This window comes from Campylobacter sp. CFSAN093224 (genome assembly GCF_012897395.1).
In the GTDB taxonomy this organism is placed as follows: domain Bacteria; phylum Campylobacterota; class Campylobacteria; order Campylobacterales; family Campylobacteraceae; genus Campylobacter_D; species Campylobacter_D jejuni.
Genome location: NZ_CP040607.1, coordinates 501,334 through 524,462 on the forward strand (window position 1 = coordinate 501,334; position 23,129 = coordinate 524,462).

Genomic DNA, 23,129 nt, shown 5'->3' on the forward strand with positions numbered 1-23,129 from the left:
GATGGAAAATGAGTATATTGGTTAATAAAAATACAAAAGTAATAGTTCAAGGTTTTACAGGTAAAGAAGCAACTTTTCACGCTGAGCAATGCATGGCTTATGGTACAAATATAGTTGGAGGTGTCACCCCTCATAAAGGCGGACAAACTCATTTAGGTAAACCAGTTTTTGATACCGTTGCAGATGCGGTTAAAGCAACAAAGGCTGATGTAAGCTTGATCTTTGTCCCTGCTTTTGCTGTGGGTGATAGCGTGATTGAAGCAGCTGATGCGGGTATTAAGCTTGCAGTTGTAATCACAGAACATACGCCTGTAAAAGATATGATGTTTGCTAAGCAATATGCCAATAAAAAGGGTATGAAAATCATTGGACCAAATTGTCCAGGTATTATCACTTCTGAAGAATGCAAATTAGGAATTATGCCAGGTTTTATTTTTAAAAAAGGTTGCGTGGGGCTTATTTCAAAAAGTGGAACTTTAACTTATGAAGCTGCTAATCAGGTAGTTCAAGGTGGTTATGGAATTTCTACTGCAGTAGGAATTGGCGGTGATCCTATCATAGGTCTTGCTTATAAAGAACTTTTAAGTGAATTTCAAAAAGATGATGAAACTAAAGCTATTGTAATGATAGGTGAAATTGGTGGTAGTTTGGAAGTGGAAGCGGCTAAATTTATTAAAGAAAATATTAGCAAACCTGTGGTAGCATTCATTGCAGGCGCAACTGCTCCTAAAGGCAAAAAAATGGGGCATGCAGGTGCCATAGTAGGAAGTGCTGATGAAAGCGCTGCAGCTAAAAAAGAAACTTTAAAAAGCTATGGAATTCATGTGGTGGATTCTCCGGCTTTGATTGGTGAAGAAATTCAAAAAATATTAGGTTAATAAAGGAAAAAAACATGAGTATGACAGCTCCAAAAGATACCCCTGTTTGGGTAGATGAGCATAGATGTAAAGCATGCAATATTTGTGTTAGCTATTGCCCCGCTGGGGTTTTAGCTATGCGCGATGATGTGCATGCGGTTTTAGGACAAATGATAGAGGTGGTACACCCTGAATCCTGTATAGGCTGTACCGAGTGTGAGACACATTGCCCTGATTTTGCTATTATGGTGGCAAAAAGAGATGAATTTAAATTTGCCAAACTTACTGCTGAGGCTAAAGATAGAGCTGTAGCCGTAAAAAATAACAAATACAAAAAATTAGCATAGGAAAAATAATGAGAGAAGTTATAGCAACAGGTAATGTTTTAATCGCCAAAGCTGCGATTGATTGTGGATGTAAATTTTTTGGAGGTTATCCTATTACTCCTAGTAGTGAGATAGCTCATGAATTAAGCCATATGCTTCCTGCAAATGATGGAACTTTTATACAAATGGAAGATGAAATTTCAGGTATTAGCGTGGCTATTGGTGCGGCAATGAGTGGGGTAAAATCCATGACTGCAAGTAGCGGTCCTGGAATTTCTTTAAAAGCAGAGCAAATAGGACTTGCATTTATTGCTGAAATTCCACTTGTGATTGTAAATGTTATGAGAGGTGGTCCTTCAACAGGTCTTCCAACTCGTGTAGCACAAGGAGATTTGTTTCAAGCTAAAGCACCAACTCATGGGGATTTTGCAAGTATTGCTATTGCTCCTGCAAGTCTTGAAGAAGCTTATACAGAAACCATTAGAGCGTTTAATTTAGCTGAAAAATATATGACTCCAGTATTTTTACTTATGGATGAAACTGTAGGGCACATGAATGGTAAAGCGGTTTTACCTGATTTAAAAGATATTAAAGTATATAACCGTAAAAAATTTGAAGGCGATAAAAAGGATTATAAACCTTATGCAGCAGGAGAAAATGAGCCTGCAACTTTAAATCCTTTCTTTACAGGTTATCGTTATCATGTTACAGGACTTCATCATGGAGATATAGGTTTTCCAACTGAAGATGGAGTTATAGTGAAAAAAAATATGGAAAGACTCATAGGTAAAATAAAAAACAATCAAGAAGATATTTGTACTTATGAAGAGTATATGCTTGATGATGCTGAATTTTTAATCATTGCTTATGGAAGCGTGAGTCGTTCAGCAAAAGAAGCTATACAAAGATTAAGAGAGCAAGGGATTAAAGTGGGACTTTTCCGTCCAATTACTCTTTATCCAGTGGCTGAGAAAAAAATTGCTGAGGTTGTAAGCAAATTTAAAAAAGTCATGGTAAGCGAGCTTAATATGGGACAATATCTTGAAGAGATTGAAAGAGTAACTTCGCGTCGCGATTTTATTAGTTTGCACCGTGCAAATGGTCGTCCTATCACTCCAAGTGAAATTATTGCTAAGGTAAAGGAGAATATATAAATGGCTTTTAATTATGATGAATATCTAAGAGTAGATAAAATGCCTACTCAATGGTGTTGGGGATGTGGCGATGGTGTTGTTTTAAAATGTATTATCCGCGCGATAGAAAAACTTGGTTGGAATATGGATGATGTTTGTCTTGTTTCGGGTATAGGTTGTAGTGGCAGAATGAGTTCTTATGTAAATTGCAATACAGTTCATACTACTCATGGTAGAGCAATAGCTTATGCAACAGGCATTAAACTAGCCAATCCTAGTAAACATGTTATTGTAGTAAGTGGAGATGGGGATACTTTGGCAATTGGTGGAAATCATACTATACATGGTTGTCGCAGAAATATTGATTTAACACATATTGTAATCAATAATTTCATCTATGGACTTACGAATTCCCAAACAAGCCCAACCACTCCAAAAGGTTTTTATACAGTAACAGCTCAATTTGGAAATATTGACCCTAATTTTGATGCGTGTGAATTAACTAAAGCTGCAGGAGCTTCTTTTGTGGCAAGGGGTAATGTGATCGAAGCTAATAAGCTTGAAAATTTAATTTATAAGGCTTTAGCGCATAAGGGTTATAGTTTTGTAGATGTTTTTTCAAATTGTCATATCAATCTAGGCAGAAAAAACAAAATGGGCGAAGCTGTAGCTATGCTTGATTGGATTAAAAATCGCGTTGTGGATAAAGCTAAATTTGAAAGCATGGATTTTGAAGAAAGAAAAGATAAATTTCCAACAGGAATTTTACATGAAGATAATTCTCAGCCAGAATACTGCCACGCTTATGAAGAAGTACGTCGTGCAGCCAAAGAAAAAAGAATGGTGGATTTAGGAGCTTTAAAATGAAATATCAATTAAGATTTGGCGGTGAAGGCGGACAAGGTGTTATCACCGCAGGAGAAATTTTAGCAGAAGCAGCCATTAAAGAAGGTCGTCAAGCTTTTAAGGCTTCTACTTACACTTCACAAGTGCGTGGTGGCCCTACTAAGGTGGATATTATCATTGATGATAAAGAAATTTTATTTCCTTATGCTGTAGAAGGGGAAGTAGATTTTATGCTTTCGACTGCAGATAAGGGTTATAAAGGTTTTCGTGGGGGTGTAAAAGAAGGAGGTATTATAGTTGTAGAGCCAAATTTAGTACATCCTGAAAGTGAAGATTATAAAAAATGGCAAATTTTTGAAATCCCTATTATCACCATAGCTAAAGATGAGGTAGGAAATGTGGCTACTCAATCAGTTGTTGCACTTGCAATTGCTGCTTATATGAGCAAATGTATAGATTTAGATGTTTTAAAAGAAACTATGCTTCATATGGTTCCTGCAAAAACTCGTGATGCAAATGCTAAAGCTTTTGATCTGGGTGTAAAATACGCCACTCAAGCAAAACCATATTCATAATAAATTCCGCATCATGCGGAATTTAACTTCTAAAATTTTACACATTGCAAATAAAATTTAAATTTTAATTATTTTAATTTAGCTACTTTTAACGATTAAAATTTTATAATCAAAAACTTATATTTTCAAGGAAAATTAATGGATTTTTTTGATGAAATGTTTAATAAAACTCCAAAAGAAAAATTTATAGAAATTATACAAAATGGAAATTTAGGAGCCTTAGAAAAAGTTTTTGAGGAATTTTTTGCTGATCATATTGCCATGGTGGAACTTTTGGAAAAACAAGGTTTAACAGAAATGGATGTAAAAAATTTCATATTAGAAAATGGTGATTTTATAGAAGAAAGGCAAAATGATATTTATATAGAATTGGGCGCAAAAATTTTAGGACACGAAGGCTAAAATTGTTTAAAATAAGCCCTTGTTTAATTTGTATTTTTTTTATTTTTAGTAATGTTTTAGCATCTGAACCAACTTTTAATTATACTTATAAATTTATACTTAAAAAAGATGAGAGAGCTAGTGTGCAGATTAAAGAAATAGGCTATGAAGATAAGGTGCAAAATTTTGATTTTTATTGGACTTTGTTTGATAATACTAATATCATCGTACATTCGAAATTTCGCAAATATCCGCGTCAATTTGTGATGAGTTTAAGAAGAAATTTAGATTGGGTAACTCAAACTTTAATACCTGACTATACTAATCCACATATTGATAGAGCAAGACTTATTTTAGAATTTAGTGGTTATAATAAAGGTTTGGCAACTTTTACGGTTTATATAGAAGATAAGGAATCTCGCTTAATGGTAGAATTTTTAGATCCGAGAAAAAAAGCTTTACAAAATCCACCGCAAAATAATCAGGTTGTTCCTATGATTAATTTTAACGAACCTCAGGTAAAACCATTAACAAGCAAAGAAAATAATAATAGCAATTAACAAGGAAAAGATAGTGCAAAAAATAGATGAATTAATAAAACAGTTTTTACAAGAGCTTGGCTATGAACCTATTTTAAATATGCTTTCAAATGTAAAATCAGGAAAGAAATTACGCTCTAAATTATTATTAGCTATCGCAGATGAGAGTGAGATTGCTTTTAAAATTTGTGCGGCTATAGAATTGATACATCTTGCTAGTTTATTACATGATGATATTATCGATGAGAGTGAATTAAGGCGTGGAGCAAGATCTGTTAATGCTGAATTTGGTACAAAAAATGCTCTTATGTTGGGCGATATTTTGTATTCAAAAGCCTTTTATGAATTAAGCAAAATGGATGCTAGATTTGCAAGTATTATTTCAGATGCTGTTGTAAAGCTTGCTATAGGCGAACTTATGGATGTTGATTTGGGAGAGAAATTTAATATCAATAAAGAAGCTTATTTGAAAATGATCTATAATAAAACAGCTGTTTTGATTGAAGCAAGTGCTAGATGCGGAGCTATTTTGGCTGGATTATATGAAAAAGATTTTGCAGAATATGGTAAAAATTTAGGACTTGCTTTTCAGATGATTGATGATATTTTAGATATTAAGAGTGATGAAAAAATTCTTGGAAAACCTGCTATGAATGATTTTAAAGAGGGTAAAACTACCTTGCCTTATATTTATCTTTATGAAAATTTACAAGAACAAGATAGGATATATTTGCAGACTTTATTTAAAAAAGATTTAAATGAAAATGAAAAAGAATGGCTAAAAACTAAATTTGAAGAACAAAAAGCTTTAGAAAAAGCTATTTTAGAAGCTAAAACTTATGCAAAAAAGGCTAGAAAAGCAATTGAAAAATATGATAATAATAAGCTTAATGATATTATTAAAGCTATGATAGATAGGGAATTTTAATGTATTATTGTATATCTTTTACTCATAAAAATACAGATATTGCCTTAAGGGAAAAGTTAAGCTTTTCCAATGAAGCTAAAAAAAGTGAGTTTTTAAAAATCATTAGCACTCATGAAAATATTGAAGAATGTTTGGTTATAAGTACTTGCAATCGTGTTGAAATTGTTGCTTTTGTAAAAATGGCCTGTGCGGAGTTTATTGTTAAATCTTTGGCTTTACTTTGTGATGTTGATAAAGATATTTTACTTGAAAAAGCTGATATTTTTGAAGATAGTGGAGCAATCCACCATCTTTTTTCTGTAGCAAGTTCTTTGGATAGTTTGGTGGTTGGAGAAACTCAAATAGCAGGACAATTAAAAGATGCCTTTGCTTTTGCTGTAAAAAATAATTTTTGTGGAGTACACCTTTCAAGAGCAGTACATAGTGCTTTTAAATGTGCTGCTAAGGTACGCAATGAAACTCAAATTTCCAAAAATTCTATTTCTGTAGCTAGCGTTGCCGTGTCAAAAGCAAAAGAACTTGCAGATTTAACGCAAAAAAAAGCTGTTGTTATTGGAGCTGGAGAGATGGGAGAACTTGCGGCAAAACATTTAATTGCTGCGGGTGCTAAGGTGATTATTTTAAATCGTGATTTACAAAAAGCTAAAGATTTGTGTGAGAGACTTGGTGTTTTAAGCGAATATGATAGTTTAGAAAATTTAAAAAAATATTTAAATCAATACGAGTTTTTTTTCTCAGCTACCAATGCACCAAATGCTATTATTACAAATTCTTTAATAGAAGAACTTTCTTATAAAAGGTATTTTTTTGATATTGCAGTTCCAAGGGATATTGATATCAATGAAAATGAAAATATATCTGTTTTTGCTGTAGATGATCTTGAAATTGTGGTTCAAAAAAATTTAGCACTAAGAGAACAAGAAGCTCGTATGGCTTATGGGATAATAGGTCGTGAAACAAGTGAATTTTTTAGGTATTTAAACGATTTGGCTTTGATGCCTATTATCAAAGCTATACGCTTGCAAGCTAAAGAATATGCAGATAAACAACTTGAAATTGCGTTAAAAAAAGGATATTTGAAAAAATCTGATAAAGAAGAGGCTAGAAAGTTGATTCATCAAGTTTTTAAGGCTTTTTTACACACGCCTACTGTAAATTTGAAACATTTACAAGGTAAAATGCAAAGCGATACAGTGATTAATGCTATGCGTTATGTTTTTGATTTGCAAAATAATCTTGAAGGTTTAAATCAATATAAATGTGAATTTGATATGGAGAATAATGATGAGATTTACTAAATTTTATGCACCAAGTTTAAAAGAAGCGCCAAAAGATGCGAGTTTACCTAGTCATATTTTTTTAACGCGTGCGGGTTTTGTAGAACAAATTGGTAGCGGACTTTATAATTTCTTGCCTTTGGGAAAAAGAGTTTTAGACAAGATTAAAAATATAGTTAAAGAAGAAATGGATAAGGCTGGAGCACAAGAAGTAAATCTTAGTTTTATCACTCCTGCAAGTTTGTGGCAAGAAAGTGGGCGTTATAATGTTTTTGGAAAAGAACTTTTGCGTTTTAAAGACAGAAAAGAAAATGAATTTGTTTTAGGTCCAACACATGAAGAAGCTATGCTTTCTTTGGTAAAAAACAAAATCACAAGCTATAAACAACTTCCTTTGCACTTATATCAAATTGGACTTAAATTTCGTGATGAAGCAAGGCCTAGATTTGGGCTTTTAAGATGTCGTGAATTTCTAATGAAAGATGGATATAGTTTTCATGCTAATGAAGAAGATTTAGGGCGTGAGTTTGAGCTTATGTATAAAACTTATTCTCAAATTTTACAAAGAATGGGGCTTGATTTTAGAGCAGTTGAAGCTGATAGTGGGGCTATTGGTGGAAGTGGTTCTAAGGAATTTATGGTTTTGGCAAAAAATGGGGAAGATGATATTTTAATTTGTGAAAATTGTGATTATGCGGCTAATGTTGAAGCTGCAAAAAGAGCTAAAAAAACTTGTCAAGATGAGCGTCCTGAAGCAAATTATGCAAGTAAATTTCACACTCCAAATATTAAAACTATAGATTCTTTAGCACAATTTTTTAAAATTAATGCTTTTTATACGATTAAAGCAGTGGTAAAAAAAGCTATTTATGAAAATGAAAGCAAATTAGTTGTGTTTTTTATAAGAGGAAGTGATGATTTGCAAGAAATCAAGGCTCAAAATGCTTGCAGTGCCCTTGAACTAGTCGATGCGAGCGAAGAAGAATTGGAGAAAGCTGGCTTAGTAGCTGGTTTTATAGGTTTTGTGGGATTAAAAGATATAGATTTTTATATAGATTTTGAGCTTGAAAACGAAAAGCAAATGATTATGGGTGCGAATGAAAAAGATTATCATTTAATCGGTATTGATGTTGTAAATTTAAATAAAGATCGTTTTAAAGATTTGATTGAAGTTAAAGAAGGGGATTGCTGTGTTAAATGTGGAGCAAAATTAAAACAAAGTAAAGGTATAGAAGTAGGGCATATTTTTAAGCTAGGACAAAAATATTCCAAAGCGATGAATGCAAATTTCTTAGATGAAAATGGCAAAAGTCAGCCTTTTTATATGGGATGTTACGGCATAGGTGTTTCACGCTTGTTGGCTGTAGCTATTGAAGCAAATCATGATGAAAAAGGATGTATTTGGAATAAAACTTTAGCTCCTTTTGTGCTTGAAATTATTGTTTCAAATCTCAAAGATGAAAAGGCTTTAGAATTTGCCAATAAGCTTTATGAGGATTTAACTAATCTTGGATTAGAAGTCTTGCTTGATGATAGAAATGAGCGTTTTGGGGTTAAAATGAATGATTTTGAACTTATGGGTTTTCCTTGTGCATTAGTTATTGGTAAAGGATTAGAAAATAATGAAATAGAGTTTATCCAAAGAGAAGGTTTGATAAAAGAACTTATAAAAACTGATGAACTTATGGAAATTCTTAAAAAGAAAGTGTTATGAATTATAAATTAAGTTTAAGCCCTTTATTTGTACTTGAAATTATTGCAAGTATACTTTTTATAGTGTTTTTTGGTTTTGGTAATTTTTTATTTTTCATACTTTTGAGTATGATTTTTGGTGCGGTTTTATTGGGAATTTTTTGGAAAAATATGCTTGAATTTCAAATGGGTGGCTTAAAGGATATGTTAACACAATTTTCTTTTGTTATCGCAGGGTTTTTACTTATTTTTCCAGGGATTATTACAAGTGTTTTTGGAATTTTTGTATTTTTCTTTGGTATTGCTTTGAAATTAATAACTAAATCAAAATATCAATACACCAAGCAAGAGTATCAAAATTCTAATGAAGAAATTATTGATGTTGAAATTATAGAGGATAGAAAATGAAGCTTATTATCGCAACAAGAAAAAGTCAATTAGCTCTTTGGCAAAGTGAGCATGTAGCCCAAATTTTAAAAAATACACATCAAATTGAAGTGCTTTTAGAAGGTTTTAAAACAAAAGGCGATGTTTTGCTGGATTCTCCTTTGGCAAAAATTGGTGGTAAAGGACTTTTTACAAAAGAACTTGAAGAAAGTATGTTAAGAAAAGAAGCACACTTAGCGGTGCATAGTTTAAAAGATGTGCCTAGTTTTTTTCCTCAAGGTTTAGTTTTGGCAGCGGTAAGTAAAAGAGAGCAAAGCAATGATGCTATGCTAAGTCAAAATTATAAAGATTTTCTTTCTTTACCCAAAGGTGCAAAAATAGGCACTACTAGTCTTAGACGCAAGATGCAGCTTTTATTATTAAGACCTGATTTAGATATTATTTCTTTGCGTGGTAATGTCAATTCTCGTATAGAGAAATTAAAAAATAATGATTTTGATGCGATTATTTTGGCAATGGCGGGAATTAAACGCTTAAACTTAGATAAGCAAGTGAATTTTGTTTATGAATTTAGCAAAGATGAGCTTATTCCTGCGGCTTCTCAAGGAGCTTTAGGTATTGAAAGCATAAATGATGAAAAAATTTTAGAACTTTTAAAATGTTTAAATGATGAAAATGCTTTGATTGAAACAAGCATTGAAAGAGAATTTATTGCTACTTTAGAAGGAGGTTGTCAAGTTCCTATAGGTATTAACGCAGAGCTCTTGGGAGATGAAATTTGTGTGCGTGCGGTACTTGGACTACCCGATGGAAGTGAAATTTTAAAAGATAAGAGAATGATTAAAAAGAATGATTTTAAAGGTTTTGGAGAGAGTTTGGCTAAGGAGTTTATTGCTAAAGGTGCTAAAGAACTTTTAAAAAAAGCTGAGAGTATGATATGAAAGAATTTATTCAAATTTTAAAAGAAAATGATCTTCTAAGGGTAATTGAAGAACCTGTAGATGTAGATCTTGAAATCGCTCATTTAGCCTATATAGAAGCTAAAAAAGGAGAAAAAGGGAAGGCTTTATTATTTAAAAATCCTATAGATAAAAAATTAAATAAACAATATAAATTTCCTGTTTTGATGAATACTTTTTGCAATAAAAAGGCTTTAAATTTAGCTTTTGGACGTGATTATGAAGAGGTGGCTGAAGAAATTTCAAAACTCATCAAGCTTCATATTCCTACGAGTTTTAAAGCAAAAATGGATTTTTTTATGAATTTGTTAAGTTTTAAAAATATTCCTCCTAAAAGACTGAAAAAAAATAAAGCCTTGTATGATTATGAAATTTTAAACTCACTTGAAGAACTTCCCATACTAAAAACTTGGGAAGATGATGCGGGTAAATTTATTACCATGGGGCAAGTTTATACACAAAATTTAGATAAAACTCAAAATAATCTTGGAATGTATCGTTTGCAAATGAGTGATAAAAATGAACTTTTAATACATTGGCAAATTCATAAAGATGGGGCAAATTTTTATCACGAATACAAAAATGCTGGTTTTAAAAAAATGCCTGTAAGTATAGCCATAGGTGGAGATCCGCTTTATATTTGGTGTTCTCAAGCACCTTTACCTAAGGGAATTTTTGAACTTTTACTTTATGGTTTTATTAAAAAAACTCCTGCAAAAATTACTCCTTGTGAAAATGGTATTTTTGTACCTTATGATAGTGATGTGGTTATTGAAGGTTATGTGGATTTAGAAGAGTTTAAAATCGAAGGTCCTTTTGGAGATCATACGGGTTTTTACACTCCTGCTGAACTTTTTCCTGTGATGAAAGTAGAAAAAATTTATGCTAAAAAAGATGCGATCTATCAAGCAACGGTTGTAGGAAAGCCTCCTTTAGAAGATAAGATCATGGGGCTTGGTACTGAAAGAATTTTTTTACCCTTGCTTCAAACTTCAGTACCTGATTTAATTGATTATAATATGCCTGAAAATGGGGTCTTTCATAATCTTATCTTAGCAAAAATCGATGCAAAATATCCCGCTCATGCGCAACAAATTATGCATGCATTTTGGGGAGTAGGGCAAATGAGTTTTGTTAAGCATGCAATTTTTGTGGATAAAAATGCACCTTCTTTGAAAGATTATGATGCTTTAATTCCTTATATGTTAGATCGTTTTAATACAAAGAAAATTTTAATTTCAGAAGGAATTTGTGATCAATTAGATCATGCTTCACCTAATTCTTGTTTTGGGGGTAAAGCAGGACTTGATGCTTGTGAAGAAATACAAGTTGAAGAGCTTGAAATTTTAGAAGATGAAAAATTACTAGAACTTTTTAAAACTAAGGTAGAACTTTTAAATTTAAAGCAATTTTATAAAGAAAGTAAAAGTCCTATAGTTTGTATTTTGCTTGATAAAAAAGAAAAAATCGAACAAAGTTTTGACAAACTTTTAGAATTTAAAAAATATTTTAGGATTTTAGTGTTTTTAGATGCTGAAAATAAGCTTGAAAATTCTTATATGCTTGTTTGGCGTGTGGTAAATAATATAGATGCTAAAAGAGATATTTTTATCAAAGAAGAAAGACTTGGAGTAGATGCAAGTGCTAAAGGTGAAGCTGAGGGTTATTTAAGAGCTTGGCCTAAGCAAACAGATTGCACTAAAAGCGTGATAGAAGATTTGATCTTGCGTAATATTTTAGAAAATAATCCAGATCTTTTTAATAAATTTGAAATTTTTTAAGATAATTGAGATTTATTTTAAAATTTTGGCACAGTTTTTGCTTATTATTTTTTTATTATTGAAAAATAAAATTTTCTTTATAAGTGTTCATAAATTTATAAATTTGTCGATATAAGCTTTTAACTAGCAATAGGAAATTTTAAAAAGGATTTTAAAATGGAAATATCGAAGGCAAATGGGCAAATGGATACAGCTTTGGCAAACATTAGCCAAAGAACAAGTGAGATACAGGCTAGTTTAAACATTCAAACCGATAGAAGTCAAGGTCAAGAAGGCGATGATGGACAGCAACGAGGTGTGAGTGAAAAGTTGGCTGATATTACAAAAAAGTTAAATGAGCAAATGGATTCTCTAGATACCAATGTTCGTTTTGGTTATAGTGATAAAATCGGTTCTATGTATATTAGCGTGACTGAAAAAAGCACTGGAAGGGAAATCCGTCAAATTCCTAGTGAAGAAGCTATGAGATTAGCTGAGTATTTTAGGGATGTGATAGGAATGATATTTGATAAGGAGAGTTAAAAATGGCATTTGGTAGTCTATCTAGTTTAGGATTTGGTTCTGGGGTTTTAACTCAAGATACTATAGATAAATTAAAAGAAGCAGAGCAAAAAGCTCGTATTGATCCTTATACTAAAAAAATTGAAGAAAATACAACCAAACAAAAAGATTTAACAGAAATCAAAACTAAATTACTAAGTTTTCAGACGGCTGTTTCATCATTAGCCGATGCTACGGTTTTTGCGAAAAGAAAAGTTGTAGGAAGTATTAGCGATAATCCTCCAGCAAGTCTTACGGTTAATTCGGGTGTTGCTTTACAAAGCATGAATATCAATGTTACTCAACTTGCACAAAAAGATGTGTATCAAAGTAAAGGATTAGCAAATGACGGTGGTTTTGTTAATGCACAATTAAATGGAACTGCCGATCTTACTTTTTTTTCAAATGGCAAAGAATATACTGTTACGGTAGATAAAAACACAACCTATAGAGATTTAGCTGATAAAATTAATGAAGCTAGTGGAGGAGAGATTGTTGCTAAGATTGTAAACACAGGAGAGAAAGGCACTCCTTACCGCTTAACTTTAACCAGCAAAGAAACAGGCGAAGACAGTGCGATAAGTTTCTATGCGGGAAAAAAAGATTCGAATGGTAAATATCAAAAAGATACAAATGCAGAAAAAATATTCGACGATCTTGGATGGGGATTAGATGTATCGGCTTCTATTGATCCAGATAAGGATAAAAAAGGTTATGGCATTAAGGATGCTTCTTTGCATATCCAAACTGCGCAAAATGCAGAATTTACACTTGATGGTATTAAGATGTTTAGATCAAGTAATACTGTTACCGATCTTGGTGTAGGAATGACTTTAACTTTAAATAAAACAGGTGAAATTAATTTTGATGTACAGCAAGATTTTGAAGGTGTGACAAAAGCCATGCAAGATTTGGTGGATACTTATAATGATTTAGTAACCAATCTTAATGCTGCAACTGACTATAATAGTGAAACTGGAACAAAAGGAACTTTACAAGGCATCAGTGAAGTAAATTCAATACGCTCAAGCATTCTTGCTGATTTGTTTGATTCTCAAGTTGTTGATGGAACTACTGAAGATGCAAATGGTAATAAAGTAAACACTAAGGTTATGCTTTCTATGCAGGATTTTGGCTTAAGTTTAAATGATGCAGGCACTTTGAGTTTTGATTCTTCTAAATTTGAACAAAAAGTTAAAGAAGATCCAGACTCTACTGAAAGTTTTTTTTCAAATATTACTAAATACGAAGACATTAATCACACAGGAGAGGTAATTAAGACAGGAAGTTTAAGTAAATATCTTAATTCCAATGGAGGTAATACTAATGGTTTAGATTTTAAACCAGGAGATTTTACTATAGTTTTTAATAATCAAACATATGATTTATCTAAAAATTCTGATGGTACTAATTTTAAATTAACAGGAAAAACAGAGGAAGAATTGCTTCAAAATTTAGCTAATCATATAAACAGTAAAGGTATTGAAGGCTTAAAAGTTAAGGTTGAATCCTATAATCAAAACAATGTTACAGGGTTTAGGTTGAATTTTAGTGGAGATGGTAGCTCGGATTTTTCAATCAAAGGAGATGCTAACATTCTCAAGGAATTAGGTTTGTCTGACGTAAATATAACCTCTAAGCCTATAGAAGGTAAAGGTATTTTTTCAAAATTAAAAGCCACGTTGCAAGAGATGACTGGAAAAGATGGTTCAATTACAAAATATGATGAGAGTTTGACAAATGATATTAAATCATTAAATACCTCTAAAGACTCGACTCAGGCTATGATTGATACAAGATATGATACAATGGCGAATCAATGGTTGCAATATGAGAGTATTTTAAATAAACTCAATCAACAGCTAAATACTGTGACTAATATGATTAATGCGGCAAACAATTCTAATAATTAAGGATAAAAAAGATGCAAAATAATTTAGCCTATAATGCTTATTCTCAAAATCAAGTGGGGATAGAGTCCCCGCAAAAACTTATTGAAATGCTTTATGAGGGAATTTTGCGTTTTTGTGCAAGAGCTAAAGTAGCCATAAGAAATGAAGATATAGAACAAAGAGTGTATTTTGTAAAAAGAACCACGGCTATTTTTATAGAGCTTATTAATACTTTAAACTATGAAAAAGGCGGAGAAGTGGCACATTATTTAAGCGGGCTTTATACAAGAGAAATTCAACTTTTATCTTTGGCAAATTTAGAAAATAACGAAGATAGAATCAATGAAGTTATAAATGTAACCAAAGGTTTACTAGAAGCTTGGAGAGAAGTGCATAACAATGAAACAGTGGCTCAGTGATTTTAAACTTGCATTAATCCAAGAAGATATCAATAAACTTGAAAATTTACTTGATGAACTTGATATGAAAGCTTTTATTAAAAATTTAGCCAAAGAATCGCCTTCAGAAGATTTTTTAAAAGAAAATGCAAATGATGTATTTTATCAAGTTCAAGCTCTTTTGCAAGAAGCTGTTATACTGATTGAACAAAAGAAAAAAACAAAAGCTGTTGAAATTCAAAAATTTCAAAAAGCGTTGACATATTTTAAATCTTAAAAAAGCATAGCGATAAGCCGAGTTCTGTCTTGAATGCTCATTTATCTAGTTTTGTTTTTGCAAACAAAATCAAGCGAAGGGTTAAAACAAAGACGCTAACCATCCCTTCTTGCTGCACATTGGGTTTACATAGCCGAAATTGTTACCAAAATCGCTGGTGGGCTTTTACCCCGCCGTTTCACCTTTTCCACTTGCGTGGTAGTTTTCTTTCTGTTGCACTATCCCTTAGGTTACCCTAGCCATCTGTTAGATGGAATGTTTGTCTTTAGCAGCTCGGACTTTCCTCTCCTAAAAAGAAGCGAGCATTTACTATGCTTTAAATTTGGATTTTAGCGTAATTTTACTTATTTTTTCATCAAATAAAATAATTTTATTGTGATATCAATCAAAATTTGATAAAATTGTTTTTTATTTTTTAACAAAGGAAATTTATGGCATCTTATTCAATGGGTGATTTAAAAAAGGGACTTAAAATAGAAATCGATGGAATTCCTTTTAAAATAGTCGAGTATCAGCATGTAAAACCAGGCAAAGGTCCTGCTTTTGTGCGTATTAAAATCAAATCTTTTATTGATGGTAAAGTACTTGAAAAAACTTTCCATGCAGGTGATAAATGTGAAGCTCCAAATTTAGAAGATAAAACTATGCAGTATCTTTATGATGATGGTGAAAATTGCCAATTTATGGATACGCAAACATATGAACAAGTAGCTATTAGTGATGATGATGTAGGTGAGGCGAAAAAATGGATGCTTGATGGTATGATGGTAGATGTGCTTTTCCATAATGGTAAAGCTATCGGCGTAGAAGTTCCACAAGTTGTTGAACTCAAAATCATCGAAACAGCTCCAAATTTTAAGGGTGATACTCAAGGATCAAATAAAAAACCGGCTACATTGGAAACAGGCGCAGTAGTGCAAATTCCTTTTCATGTGTTAGAAGGTGAAGTTATACGCGTTGATACTGTGCGTGGTGAGTATATAGAAAGAGCGAACAAATAATACAAAAAAAGCTTTTGGACTATTCCAAGGCTTTTTTAAATTTATATAAAATTTATTTTGTTACTTAATTTCTCATTCCATTCTTAAAAATATTTTTTTAAACTTTTCTTCAATTTAAAATTTCTATAATATTTCTAATTCATATTATGGAGATGGTTGATGGAATGGTTACTTCTTGCTTCTATACCTTTGATTGTTTTAGGTTTTGCTTTAAAGATTAACCCCTTTTTAGTGGTAACTTCAGTTGGAATTTATGCTGGACTTGTTTCAGGTTTTGATTTTGTTAAGGTTGTTAGTGATATAGGAAAATCTTTTGTAGATAATCGCTATGTTGCTATAATTTGGCTTATTTTACCTTTACTTGCTGTTTTGGAACGCAAAGGCTTAAGAGAGCAGGCTAAAAATTTAATATCCAAAATAAAAGTTGCCAGTACAGGACGAATTTTAATGTGTTATTTTGTTTTTAGACAAGTTACTGCAGCTTTAGGGCTTTTATCTTTAGGCGGACATGCGCAGATGATAAGACCTTTAATAGCCCCTATGGCAGAAGCTGCAGCTAAGCTTAAATTTAAAAACTTAACACATAAAGATAGTCAAAAAATCAAAGCTTTTTCTGCGGGAACGGATAATGTTGCTGTATTTTTTGGAGAGGATATTTTTATAGCCGTGCATTCTATTTTATTTATTAAAGCTTTTTATGAGAGCAATGGTATTATTGTTGAGCCATTGCATTTATCAGTTTGGGCTATACCAACTGGAATTTTGGCTTTAATTATCCATTGCTCTAGACTTTATTTATTTGATAAAAGATTGGAAAAAACTTATAAAGGGTTGAGTGATGATAAGTCTTGATTTACTTTATTATATTGTAGGAATTTTATTTTTAGTTTTTGGAATTTTAAGTTTTTCTAATCAAGCTAAAGATATAAAATCAAGAATAAGCGGCGGGGTATTTTGGATAAGTTATAGTTTTACTTTTTTACTAGCAGGAGTTTTGCCTCATTTTGTGATGGGTTGTATAGTGATTTTACTAGCACTTATAGCAGGGTTTAATTTATTAAAACCAGCAAAGATCGAAGTTAGCAAAGAAGAAAAAGAATACGAGATAAAACATGCAAATATTTATAAAAATAAACTTTTTATTCCTGCTTTAATGGTTCCTTTGATTACACTTATTGGGACTTTTTTATTTCCCCATTTGAGTTTTTTTGAAAATAAAAATGCTACATTGATGGCTTTGATTATAGGTATAATTATTTCTTCAATAGTTGCTTGTTTTATGTTTAAAGCTTCTCCTAAAAGAGCTGTTAAAGATGCAGCACATACTATGGATCACATTAGTTGGGCGGCGCTTTTACCGCAAATTTTGGCTACACTTGGGGTAGTTTTTGTTTCTACAGGAATGGGCGATCAAGTATCTAAACTTTTATCTAGTTATATTAGTTTAGATAATGCTTTTATTGCAGTAGCTGTGTATTGTATCGCTATGGCGCTTTTTACTATAGTAATGGGCAATGCTTTTGCAGCTTTTCCTGTGATTACTGCTGCTATTGCTTTGCCGATTTTAATCATACAAATGCATGCAAATCCTGCTATTATAGGTGCGATTGGAATGCTTAGTGGATTTTGCGGAACTTTAATGACGCCTATGGCTGCAAATTTTAATATAGTTCCTGCGGCACTTTTAAATTTGGATGATAAAAATGGCGTAATTAAAGCCCAGTTTATGTCAGGACTTGTTTTGCTTGTAGCTAATATCTTTTTAATGTATTTTTTAGCTTTTAGATTTTAAGGAGAAACAATGGAAAAATTTATAAAACAATTTAGCTTTATTGCACTAGAAAATATTTTTAGAGAATTGCCAAATAAAATCACACATTCTTTTAATGATATCAATGATATTAAACCGCCAAAACTTATGTATCCTATATTTTATGGTTCTTATGATTGGCATTCTAGCGTGCATTCTCACTGGCTTTTGGTGAAAATTTTAAAAGATTTTTCTCATTTTGCCCCAAAGGATGAAATCATCAAAGCTCTAGATTCTCAATTTAGCAAAGAAAAAGCAGAAGGAGAGCTTAAATATCTTCAAAACCCTGCACACAAAGGTTTTGAAAGACCTTATGGATGGGGATGGTTTTTAAAACTGACTTTGGAGATAAATTTACTTGCTAAAGAAAATGACAAAGCTGAAATTTGGGCTAAAAATTTAGAAGGCATAGCTGATTTCTTTGTTAAAGAATTTAAGGAGTTTTTACCTAAGATGGATTATCCTATACGAGTTGGAACCCATTTTAATAGCTCTTTTGCTTTGTATTTTGCTTTAGAATATGCAAGATTTAAAAAAGATCAAGAATTGGAGTATTGCATCATCCAAAGTGCTAAAAAGTGGTTTTTAAATGATAAAAATATGCAAGCTTTAGAGCCTTGTGGAGATGAGTTTTTATCTCCTGTTTTGATGGAAGCGGTGCTTTTAAGTGCTGTTTTACATAAAAATGATTTTGTAAAATTTTTTAAAGCATATTTGCCAAATTTAGAAGCAAAAGAGCCTGCAACTTTATTTACCCCTGTGAGTGTGAGTGATAGGAGCGATGGTAAAATAGCACATTTAGATGGGTTAAATTTAAGTCGTGCTTGGTGTTTTAAAATACTTTCAAATTTTTGCGATGAAAATTTAAAAATTCTTTTAAGAAACAATGCTACAGAGCATTTTGATAAAGCTATAGCTCATATAGAAGATGATTATCTTGGGTCGCATTGGCTAGGAAGCTTTGCTTTGCTTGCTCTGGATGTGGATATTTTATAAAAAATTTCATAAGATGAGTAAATTTGTTGCTAAATAGATATTTTTTAAATTTAGATTTTGTTTTTATGCTTTGAAAAATATATTTTTTGATATTATAAGCCCTATAATATTTTAAAGGATGATAATGGTTTTTTTAATCATCTCTAGTATTATAGTGGCTATTATTTTGGGCTATATTACTAGACATAATGTTGGAATTTTTGCTATGATTTTTGCTTATATTATAGGAGCTTTTTTTATGGATTTAGCTCCTAAAAAAATCATAGCTTTTTGGCCTATTTCTATATTTTTTGTTATTTTTGCTGTCTCATTGTTTTATAATTTTGCAACCGTAAATGGAACTCTTGAAAAATTAGCTGGACATTTGATGTATCGTTTTGCTAATCATCCTTATTTGCTTCCTTTTGTTATTTTTGTGGTTAGTGCTATTATAGCTGCTTTAGGAGCAGGTTTTTATACAGTTTTAGCTTTTATGGCACCACTTACTTTTTTACTTTGCGATAAAATCGGTTTAAGCAAAATTGCTGGAGCTATGGCTATAAATTATGGTGCTTTGGGAGGAGCAAATTTTATGACTTCTCAAAGCGGGATTATTTTTCGAGGATTGATGGAAAATTCAGGCATTGAAGCAAATGAAGCTTTTGCAAATTCTAGTATTATTTTTGCTTTTACTATAATTTTGCCTATTGTGGTATTATCTTTTTTTGTGTTTAATGCTTTTAAAAATAATATAAAAATTAGTGTTATTTCAAAACCTGATCCATTTGATTATAAACAAAAAACTACTTTAATTCTCATGTTTATGATGATTGTTGTTGTTTTAATCTTTCCTGTGCTAAATATTATTTTTCCACATAATGAGACAATTAGTTATTTTAATAAAAAAATAGATATAGCCATGATAGCCATGATTTTTGTCGCCATTGCTTTATTTTTAAAATTAGCCGATGAGAAACAAGTTGTTGCTTTAATTCCTTGGGGGACCTTGATAATGATTTGTGGAGTAGGGATGTTAATTAGCATAGCAGTTGAAGCAGGGGTTATAAAATTATTTTCAGATCTTGTAGAAAATGAGATCAATGTGATTTTTATTCCGTTAATAATGTGTGCTATTGCAGCTTTTATGTCGCTTTTTTCAAGTACTTTGGGTGTGGTTACTCCAGCGCTTTTTCCTATAGTTCCAAGCATTGCTGCAAGCAGTGGATTAAGCGAGGCATTGCTTTTTTCTTGTATTGTTGTAGGGGCTCAAGCTTCTGCTATTTCTCCTTTTTCTTCTGGAGGAAGTCTAATTTTAGGATCTTGTCCTGACAAATATAAGGAAAAATTATTTAAAGATTTACTTATTAAAGCTGTGCCTATAGGATTTATAGCGGCGATTTTAGCCACTATTATAATGAGTTTTATTTTATAAGGATAATTTAATGAAGATTGATACTCATGCACATATATTTTTGAAAAAGTTAAATACGGTTGCAAATGCAAGATATAAACCTGATTATGACGCTAGTTTTAAAGATTATAAAGTAAATTTAGATCATTATGATTTTAATAAAGGGGTTTTAGTTCAGCCAAGTTTTTTAGGTATTGATAATGAATTTTTGCTTCAGAGTATAGAAAAAGATGAAAATATAAAAGCTATAGTTGTGGTTGATGAAAATATTAAATTTGATGAGCTTAAAAAACTAAAAGAAAGAAAAGCTTGTGGAGTTAGATTAAATTTAATTGGCAAAGAATTACCAAATTTTAAAAGTATGGTTTGGACTCAATTTTTTGAAAATTTAAGTAAGCTTAAAATGCAAATAGAAATTCAAAGAGATTTAGATAATAATCTTGTTGATATTGTTGAAAATTTAATTCCTTATGGTTGTAATATTGTTATCGATCATTTAGCAAGAGCTAATGCAAACTTAACAAATTTAGAGGATTTAATTTGCTTAAAAAACTCTAGAATATTTTTTAAAATTAGCGGTTTTTATAGAGCAAAAATAGACTATGCTAATAATGAACAAGCTGTAAAATTTGCAAAGAAAATATATGAAATTTTAAAAGAACATTTTCCACTTAGCAATTTTGTTTTTGGAAGCGATTGGCCACATACAAATTTTGAAGCAAATATTAATTTTTCATCGGCTCTAGTGGCTTTTAATGAAGTTGTCGTATCTAAAAAAGAACAAGAGCAAATTTTAGGGGATAATGCTTGTGCTTTATTTGGCTTTTAAGCTTTTTGTTTTATCCTAAAGATGTATTTTGCAATGCGTTCAAAATGCACTCTTAGATAAGGTTTGTAAATCACAAAACCACCTAAAAGCCCTAAAATGCTTCCTATTACAACATCAATTAAACGAGCGAGTATTAATTTATCTGCATTTTCACTCATAAAATTAGCTGCTTCCGAAAGATAAGTAGCATAAGGAGTAAAGAAAATCATAGCTAAAGCATAGTTTCGATTGACTAAAAATTGTCCTATAAAAAACAAAGACATCATAAGTAAAATAAGCTCTATATCGTGAAATTGTTTAGATAAAAGCCACCATGCAAAACATACTCCTAAGGCCGTTCCTATGATGCGTTGAATTTGTTTAATCCATATAGAATTTAAAGTTACACCTTGCATAATAGCTGTGCAAGAAATGGCTATCCAATAACTTCTTTCAAGTTTTAAAAAAGTTCCTATAAATATAGAAAAAGCCACAAAAGAACCCATGATCAAAGAATCCACAAAAACTGCATCAAAACCTATGTATTCTCTAGGTGGAATTTCGCTAGGTAAAGCATTTTTAAATCCATAAATCACAACGATAGAATATAACAAAGCCATTAAATTAGCTACCATTGCTCCAAGAAAAACAAGACCTACTAAAAAGATAAAATCCTTAGCTTCAAAAGGAGAATAGGCTCCTAAAACACAAGAAAATACAAAGAAAAAATATCCAGGTGCACCAATGTTATAGTATCTAATTAAAATAGAACTTCCCATGGCCATAATTCCTATAGGGATGAAGGCAAAAATTGCAGGCAAAAAATGAGTTAAAATTCCTAAGAAAAAACTAGAAACTATGCCAAAAGAACAGCACATCACAACAGTCATTCTATGATATAAAGGAGTGTTTGGAACATATAAAAAAGACAAAGCTCCTATCATGGCAATGAGTCCATAGTTTAATTTTCCAAAAAATACACTAAGCCCTAAAACTATACCTACGCCTAAAGCCGCAAAAAAAGGCATTTGCCAAACTTGTTCGCTTGAATTTAATTTAGCAATTTCTTTAAAGTGTTGCTTTAGTATTTCTATTTTATTCACTCTCGAATTTGTCCTTCCCCATTGATTATATATTTATAAGTGCAAATATCTTCAATCCCCATAGGACCTCTTGCATGCAATTTGCTGGTTGAAATTCCAACTTCTCCACCAAAGCCAAATTCTCCTCCATCGCTAAAACGCGTTGAAGCATTAGCATAAATACAAGATGAGTTTATAAGGCGTTGAAATTTAGCGATATTTGAAGCATCATTTGAGATAATGGTTTCAGAATGCAAGGAGCTGTGTTTATTGATATGCTCTATAGCTTCATCGCAATCTTTTACTAATTTTACACTTAAAGCAAAATCAAGCCATTCTGTATCAAAGGTATTTTCATTTGCTTTAAAAATTTTTAAATTTGAGTTGTTAAAATAAGCCAAAGCATTTTCATGGGCGTGAATTTTTACCTTAAATTTTTCAAATTCAGGTATTAAAAGACTTATAAAATTTTTAGCAATTTTTTCATGGATTAAAAGCGTTTCTAAAGCGTTACAAACACTTACTCTTTGACACTTTGCATTAAGGATTATTTTTAAAGCCATATCTAAGTTAGCACTTTGATCTACAAAAGCATGACACAAGCCTTTATTTTGCTTAATGAGAGGAATTTTGGTATTGTTTGCAATTTCTTGTATCATATTTGAACTTCCGCGAGGTATGATCACATCGATTAAATCATCAAAGGCTAGAATTTGCAAGATTTCATCTCTTTGGGTAAACATAGCAAAACAATCTTGCAAATCAAATTCCTTAAGTACTTTATTAACAAGAGTAAATATAGCCTCATTTGTAAATTTTGCTTCACTTCCGCCTTTAAATACACAAGCATTGGAACTTTTTATCATTAAAGCTGCGATTTCAGCGCTAAGACTAGGCCTTGCTTCGTAAATAACACAAATGAGTCCTAAAGGAATACTCATCTTTTGTATGCTCAAACCCGCATAATTTTTCCAGCCTTTAGAAATTTTGCCTATAGGATCTTCGATGTAAGCGATTTTTTCTAGGCCTTCGCAAAGAGCTAAAATACGTTTTTCATCTAACAAAAGCCTATCTTTCATTGCTCCGCTTTTTGTGAAATTTGCCATATCTTTTTTATTTGCTTCTAGGATAATTTTGAAATTTTCTCTTAAAATTTGAGCTAATTTTAGAATAATTTTTTCTTTATCTTTGGGTGTTAAGTTAAGTAGTTTTTGAGAATTTTTCTTAATATTTTCAAGCAAATTTCGCATTTTT

General features: G+C 31.5%; 25 protein-coding genes and 1 other RNA gene. 23 read left to right on the forward strand and 3 right to left on the reverse strand.

Features of this window, described 5'->3' with window-relative positions:
- The first annotated feature begins 8 nt into the window (after positions 1–8).
- The 17 genes from sucD to FBF11_RS02715 all read left to right on the forward strand — a co-directional run bounded on the left by sucD (position 9) and on the right by FBF11_RS02715 (position 14,788).
- The gene (gene sucD / locus FBF11_RS02635) at positions 9–878 is read left to right on the forward strand and encodes a succinate--CoA ligase subunit alpha (RefSeq protein ID WP_057096862.1); all 870 of its coding nucleotides are present in this window, start codon (positions 9–11) and stop codon (positions 876–878) included.
- A gap of 14 nt (positions 879–892) precedes the next feature.
- On the forward strand, positions 893–1,204 hold the full coding sequence (locus FBF11_RS02640; RefSeq protein ID WP_002854819.1) for a 4Fe-4S binding protein: 312 nt from the start codon (positions 893–895) through the stop codon (positions 1,202–1,204).
- Positions 1,205–1,212: 8 nt separating this feature from the next.
- Complete coding sequence (locus FBF11_RS02645; protein WP_002858560.1) at positions 1,213–2,337, forward strand: 2-oxoglutarate synthase subunit alpha; 1,125 nt, start codon at positions 1,213–1,215, stop codon at positions 2,335–2,337.
- Positions 2,338–3,183, forward strand: coding sequence for a 2-oxoglutarate ferredoxin oxidoreductase subunit beta (locus FBF11_RS02650; protein ID WP_002854895.1), 846 nt, complete (start codon positions 2,338–2,340; stop codon positions 3,181–3,183).
- On the forward strand, positions 3,180–3,737 hold the full coding sequence (locus FBF11_RS02655) for a 2-oxoacid:acceptor oxidoreductase family protein (RefSeq protein ID WP_002812564.1): 558 nt from the start codon (positions 3,180–3,182) through the stop codon (positions 3,735–3,737). The genes FBF11_RS02650 and FBF11_RS02655 overlap by 4 nt, the downstream gene beginning before the upstream one ends.
- 138 nt (positions 3,738–3,875) lie before the next feature.
- Positions 3,876–4,139, forward strand: a complete 264-nt coding sequence (locus tag FBF11_RS02660) for a DUF2018 family protein (protein ID WP_002854834.1) — start codon at positions 3,876–3,878, stop codon at positions 4,137–4,139.
- A 2-nt stretch (positions 4,140–4,141) separates the two neighbouring features.
- Positions 4,142–4,678, forward strand: a complete 537-nt coding sequence (locus FBF11_RS02665; protein WP_057096861.1) for a hypothetical protein — start codon at positions 4,142–4,144, stop codon at positions 4,676–4,678.
- A 13-nt stretch (positions 4,679–4,691) separates the two neighbouring features.
- A complete protein-coding gene (locus FBF11_RS02670) occupies positions 4,692–5,585 on the forward strand; it encodes a hexaprenyl-diphosphate synthase (RefSeq protein WP_002864642.1) in 894 nt (297 codons plus the stop codon).
- Positions 5,585–6,883, forward strand: a complete 1,299-nt coding sequence (gene hemA, locus FBF11_RS02675; RefSeq protein ID WP_002868063.1) for a glutamyl-tRNA reductase — start codon at positions 5,585–5,587, stop codon at positions 6,881–6,883. The genes FBF11_RS02670 and hemA overlap by 1 nt, the downstream gene beginning before the upstream one ends.
- A complete protein-coding gene (locus FBF11_RS02680) occupies positions 6,867–8,576 on the forward strand; it encodes a proline--tRNA ligase (RefSeq protein ID WP_072225746.1) in 1,710 nt (569 codons plus the stop codon). The genes hemA and FBF11_RS02680 overlap by 17 nt, the downstream gene beginning before the upstream one ends.
- Positions 8,573–8,962 (forward strand): FxsA family membrane protein, encoded by a 390-nt coding sequence (gene fxsA / locus FBF11_RS02685; protein ID WP_002868065.1) that lies wholly within the window; start codon positions 8,573–8,575, stop codon positions 8,960–8,962. Before FBF11_RS02680 ends, fxsA begins: the two co-directional genes overlap by 4 nt.
- On the forward strand, positions 8,959–9,882 hold the full coding sequence (gene hemC, locus FBF11_RS02690; RefSeq protein ID WP_002820769.1) for a hydroxymethylbilane synthase: 924 nt from the start codon (positions 8,959–8,961) through the stop codon (positions 9,880–9,882). Before fxsA ends, hemC begins: the two co-directional genes overlap by 4 nt.
- Positions 9,879–11,681, forward strand: a complete 1,803-nt coding sequence (locus FBF11_RS02695) for a menaquinone biosynthesis decarboxylase (RefSeq protein ID WP_002868066.1) — start codon at positions 9,879–9,881, stop codon at positions 11,679–11,681. The genes hemC and FBF11_RS02695 overlap by 4 nt, the downstream gene beginning before the upstream one ends.
- A 156-nt stretch (positions 11,682–11,837) precedes the next feature.
- The gene (locus tag FBF11_RS02700) at positions 11,838–12,203 is read left to right on the forward strand and encodes a FlaG family protein (RefSeq protein ID WP_168977450.1); all 366 of its coding nucleotides are present in this window, start codon (positions 11,838–11,840) and stop codon (positions 12,201–12,203) included.
- A 2-nt stretch (positions 12,204–12,205) separates the two neighbouring features.
- Entirely contained in the window at positions 12,206–14,134 is a 1,929-nt protein-coding gene (gene fliD, locus FBF11_RS02705) for a flagellar filament capping protein FliD (RefSeq protein WP_057096860.1), read from the forward strand.
- Positions 14,135–14,145: 11 nt separating this feature from the next.
- On the forward strand, positions 14,146–14,532 hold the full coding sequence (fliS, locus tag FBF11_RS02710) for a flagellar export chaperone FliS (RefSeq protein WP_002776169.1): 387 nt from the start codon (positions 14,146–14,148) through the stop codon (positions 14,530–14,532).
- Complete coding sequence (locus tag FBF11_RS02715; RefSeq protein ID WP_002791829.1) at positions 14,513–14,788, forward strand: hypothetical protein; 276 nt, start codon at positions 14,513–14,515, stop codon at positions 14,786–14,788. Before fliS ends, FBF11_RS02715 begins: the two co-directional genes overlap by 20 nt.
- On the opposite strand, the gene rnpB is transcribed toward FBF11_RS02715, so the two are convergent.
- An RNA gene (gene rnpB, locus FBF11_RS02720) (RNase P RNA component class A) lies at positions 14,786–15,106 on the reverse strand. The genes FBF11_RS02715 and rnpB overlap by 3 nt on opposite strands.
- Before the next feature lie 113 nt (positions 15,107–15,219).
- Here rnpB and efp point away from each other — a divergent pair.
- From efp to FBF11_RS02750, 6 genes are all read left to right on the forward strand, one after another.
- Positions 15,220–15,789: an elongation factor P gene (gene efp, locus FBF11_RS02725; protein ID WP_002855210.1), complete on the forward strand. Its 570-nt coding sequence runs from the start codon at positions 15,220–15,222 to the stop codon at positions 15,787–15,789.
- 159 nt (positions 15,790–15,948) lie between these two features.
- A complete protein-coding gene (locus tag FBF11_RS02730) occupies positions 15,949–16,641 on the forward strand; it encodes a DUF969 domain-containing protein (RefSeq protein WP_002856730.1) in 693 nt (230 codons plus the stop codon).
- Positions 16,628–17,581, forward strand: coding sequence for a DUF979 domain-containing protein (locus tag FBF11_RS02735; protein WP_002859936.1), 954 nt, complete (start codon positions 16,628–16,630; stop codon positions 17,579–17,581). The genes FBF11_RS02730 and FBF11_RS02735 overlap by 14 nt, the downstream gene beginning before the upstream one ends.
- Positions 17,582–17,590: 9 nt before the next feature.
- Positions 17,591–18,595 carry a DUF2891 domain-containing protein gene (locus FBF11_RS02740; RefSeq protein ID WP_002858603.1) on the forward strand — a complete coding sequence of 335 codons (1,005 nt, stop codon included), beginning with the start codon at positions 17,591–17,593 and terminating at the stop codon, positions 18,593–18,595.
- Between the two features lie 118 nt (positions 18,596–18,713).
- Positions 18,714–20,006 carry an SLC13 family permease gene (locus FBF11_RS02745; protein WP_079263821.1) on the forward strand — a complete coding sequence of 431 codons (1,293 nt, stop codon included), beginning with the start codon at positions 18,714–18,716 and terminating at the stop codon, positions 20,004–20,006.
- Positions 20,007–20,016: 10 nt separating this feature from the next.
- The gene (locus FBF11_RS02750; protein WP_002868069.1) at positions 20,017–20,814 is read left to right on the forward strand and encodes an amidohydrolase; all 798 of its coding nucleotides are present in this window, start codon (positions 20,017–20,019) and stop codon (positions 20,812–20,814) included.
- On the opposite strand, the gene FBF11_RS02755 is transcribed toward FBF11_RS02750, so the two are convergent.
- A complete protein-coding gene (locus tag FBF11_RS02755) occupies positions 20,811–21,896 on the reverse strand; it encodes an FUSC family protein (RefSeq protein ID WP_002868070.1) in 1,086 nt (361 codons plus the stop codon). The genes FBF11_RS02750 and FBF11_RS02755 overlap by 4 nt on opposite strands.
- Positions 21,893–23,125, reverse strand: a complete 1,233-nt coding sequence (locus FBF11_RS02760; protein WP_002858629.1) for a glutamate-5-semialdehyde dehydrogenase — start codon at positions 23,123–23,125, stop codon at positions 21,893–21,895. The genes FBF11_RS02755 and FBF11_RS02760 overlap by 4 nt, the downstream gene beginning before the upstream one ends.
- Positions 23,126–23,129: the final 4 nt, after the last annotated feature.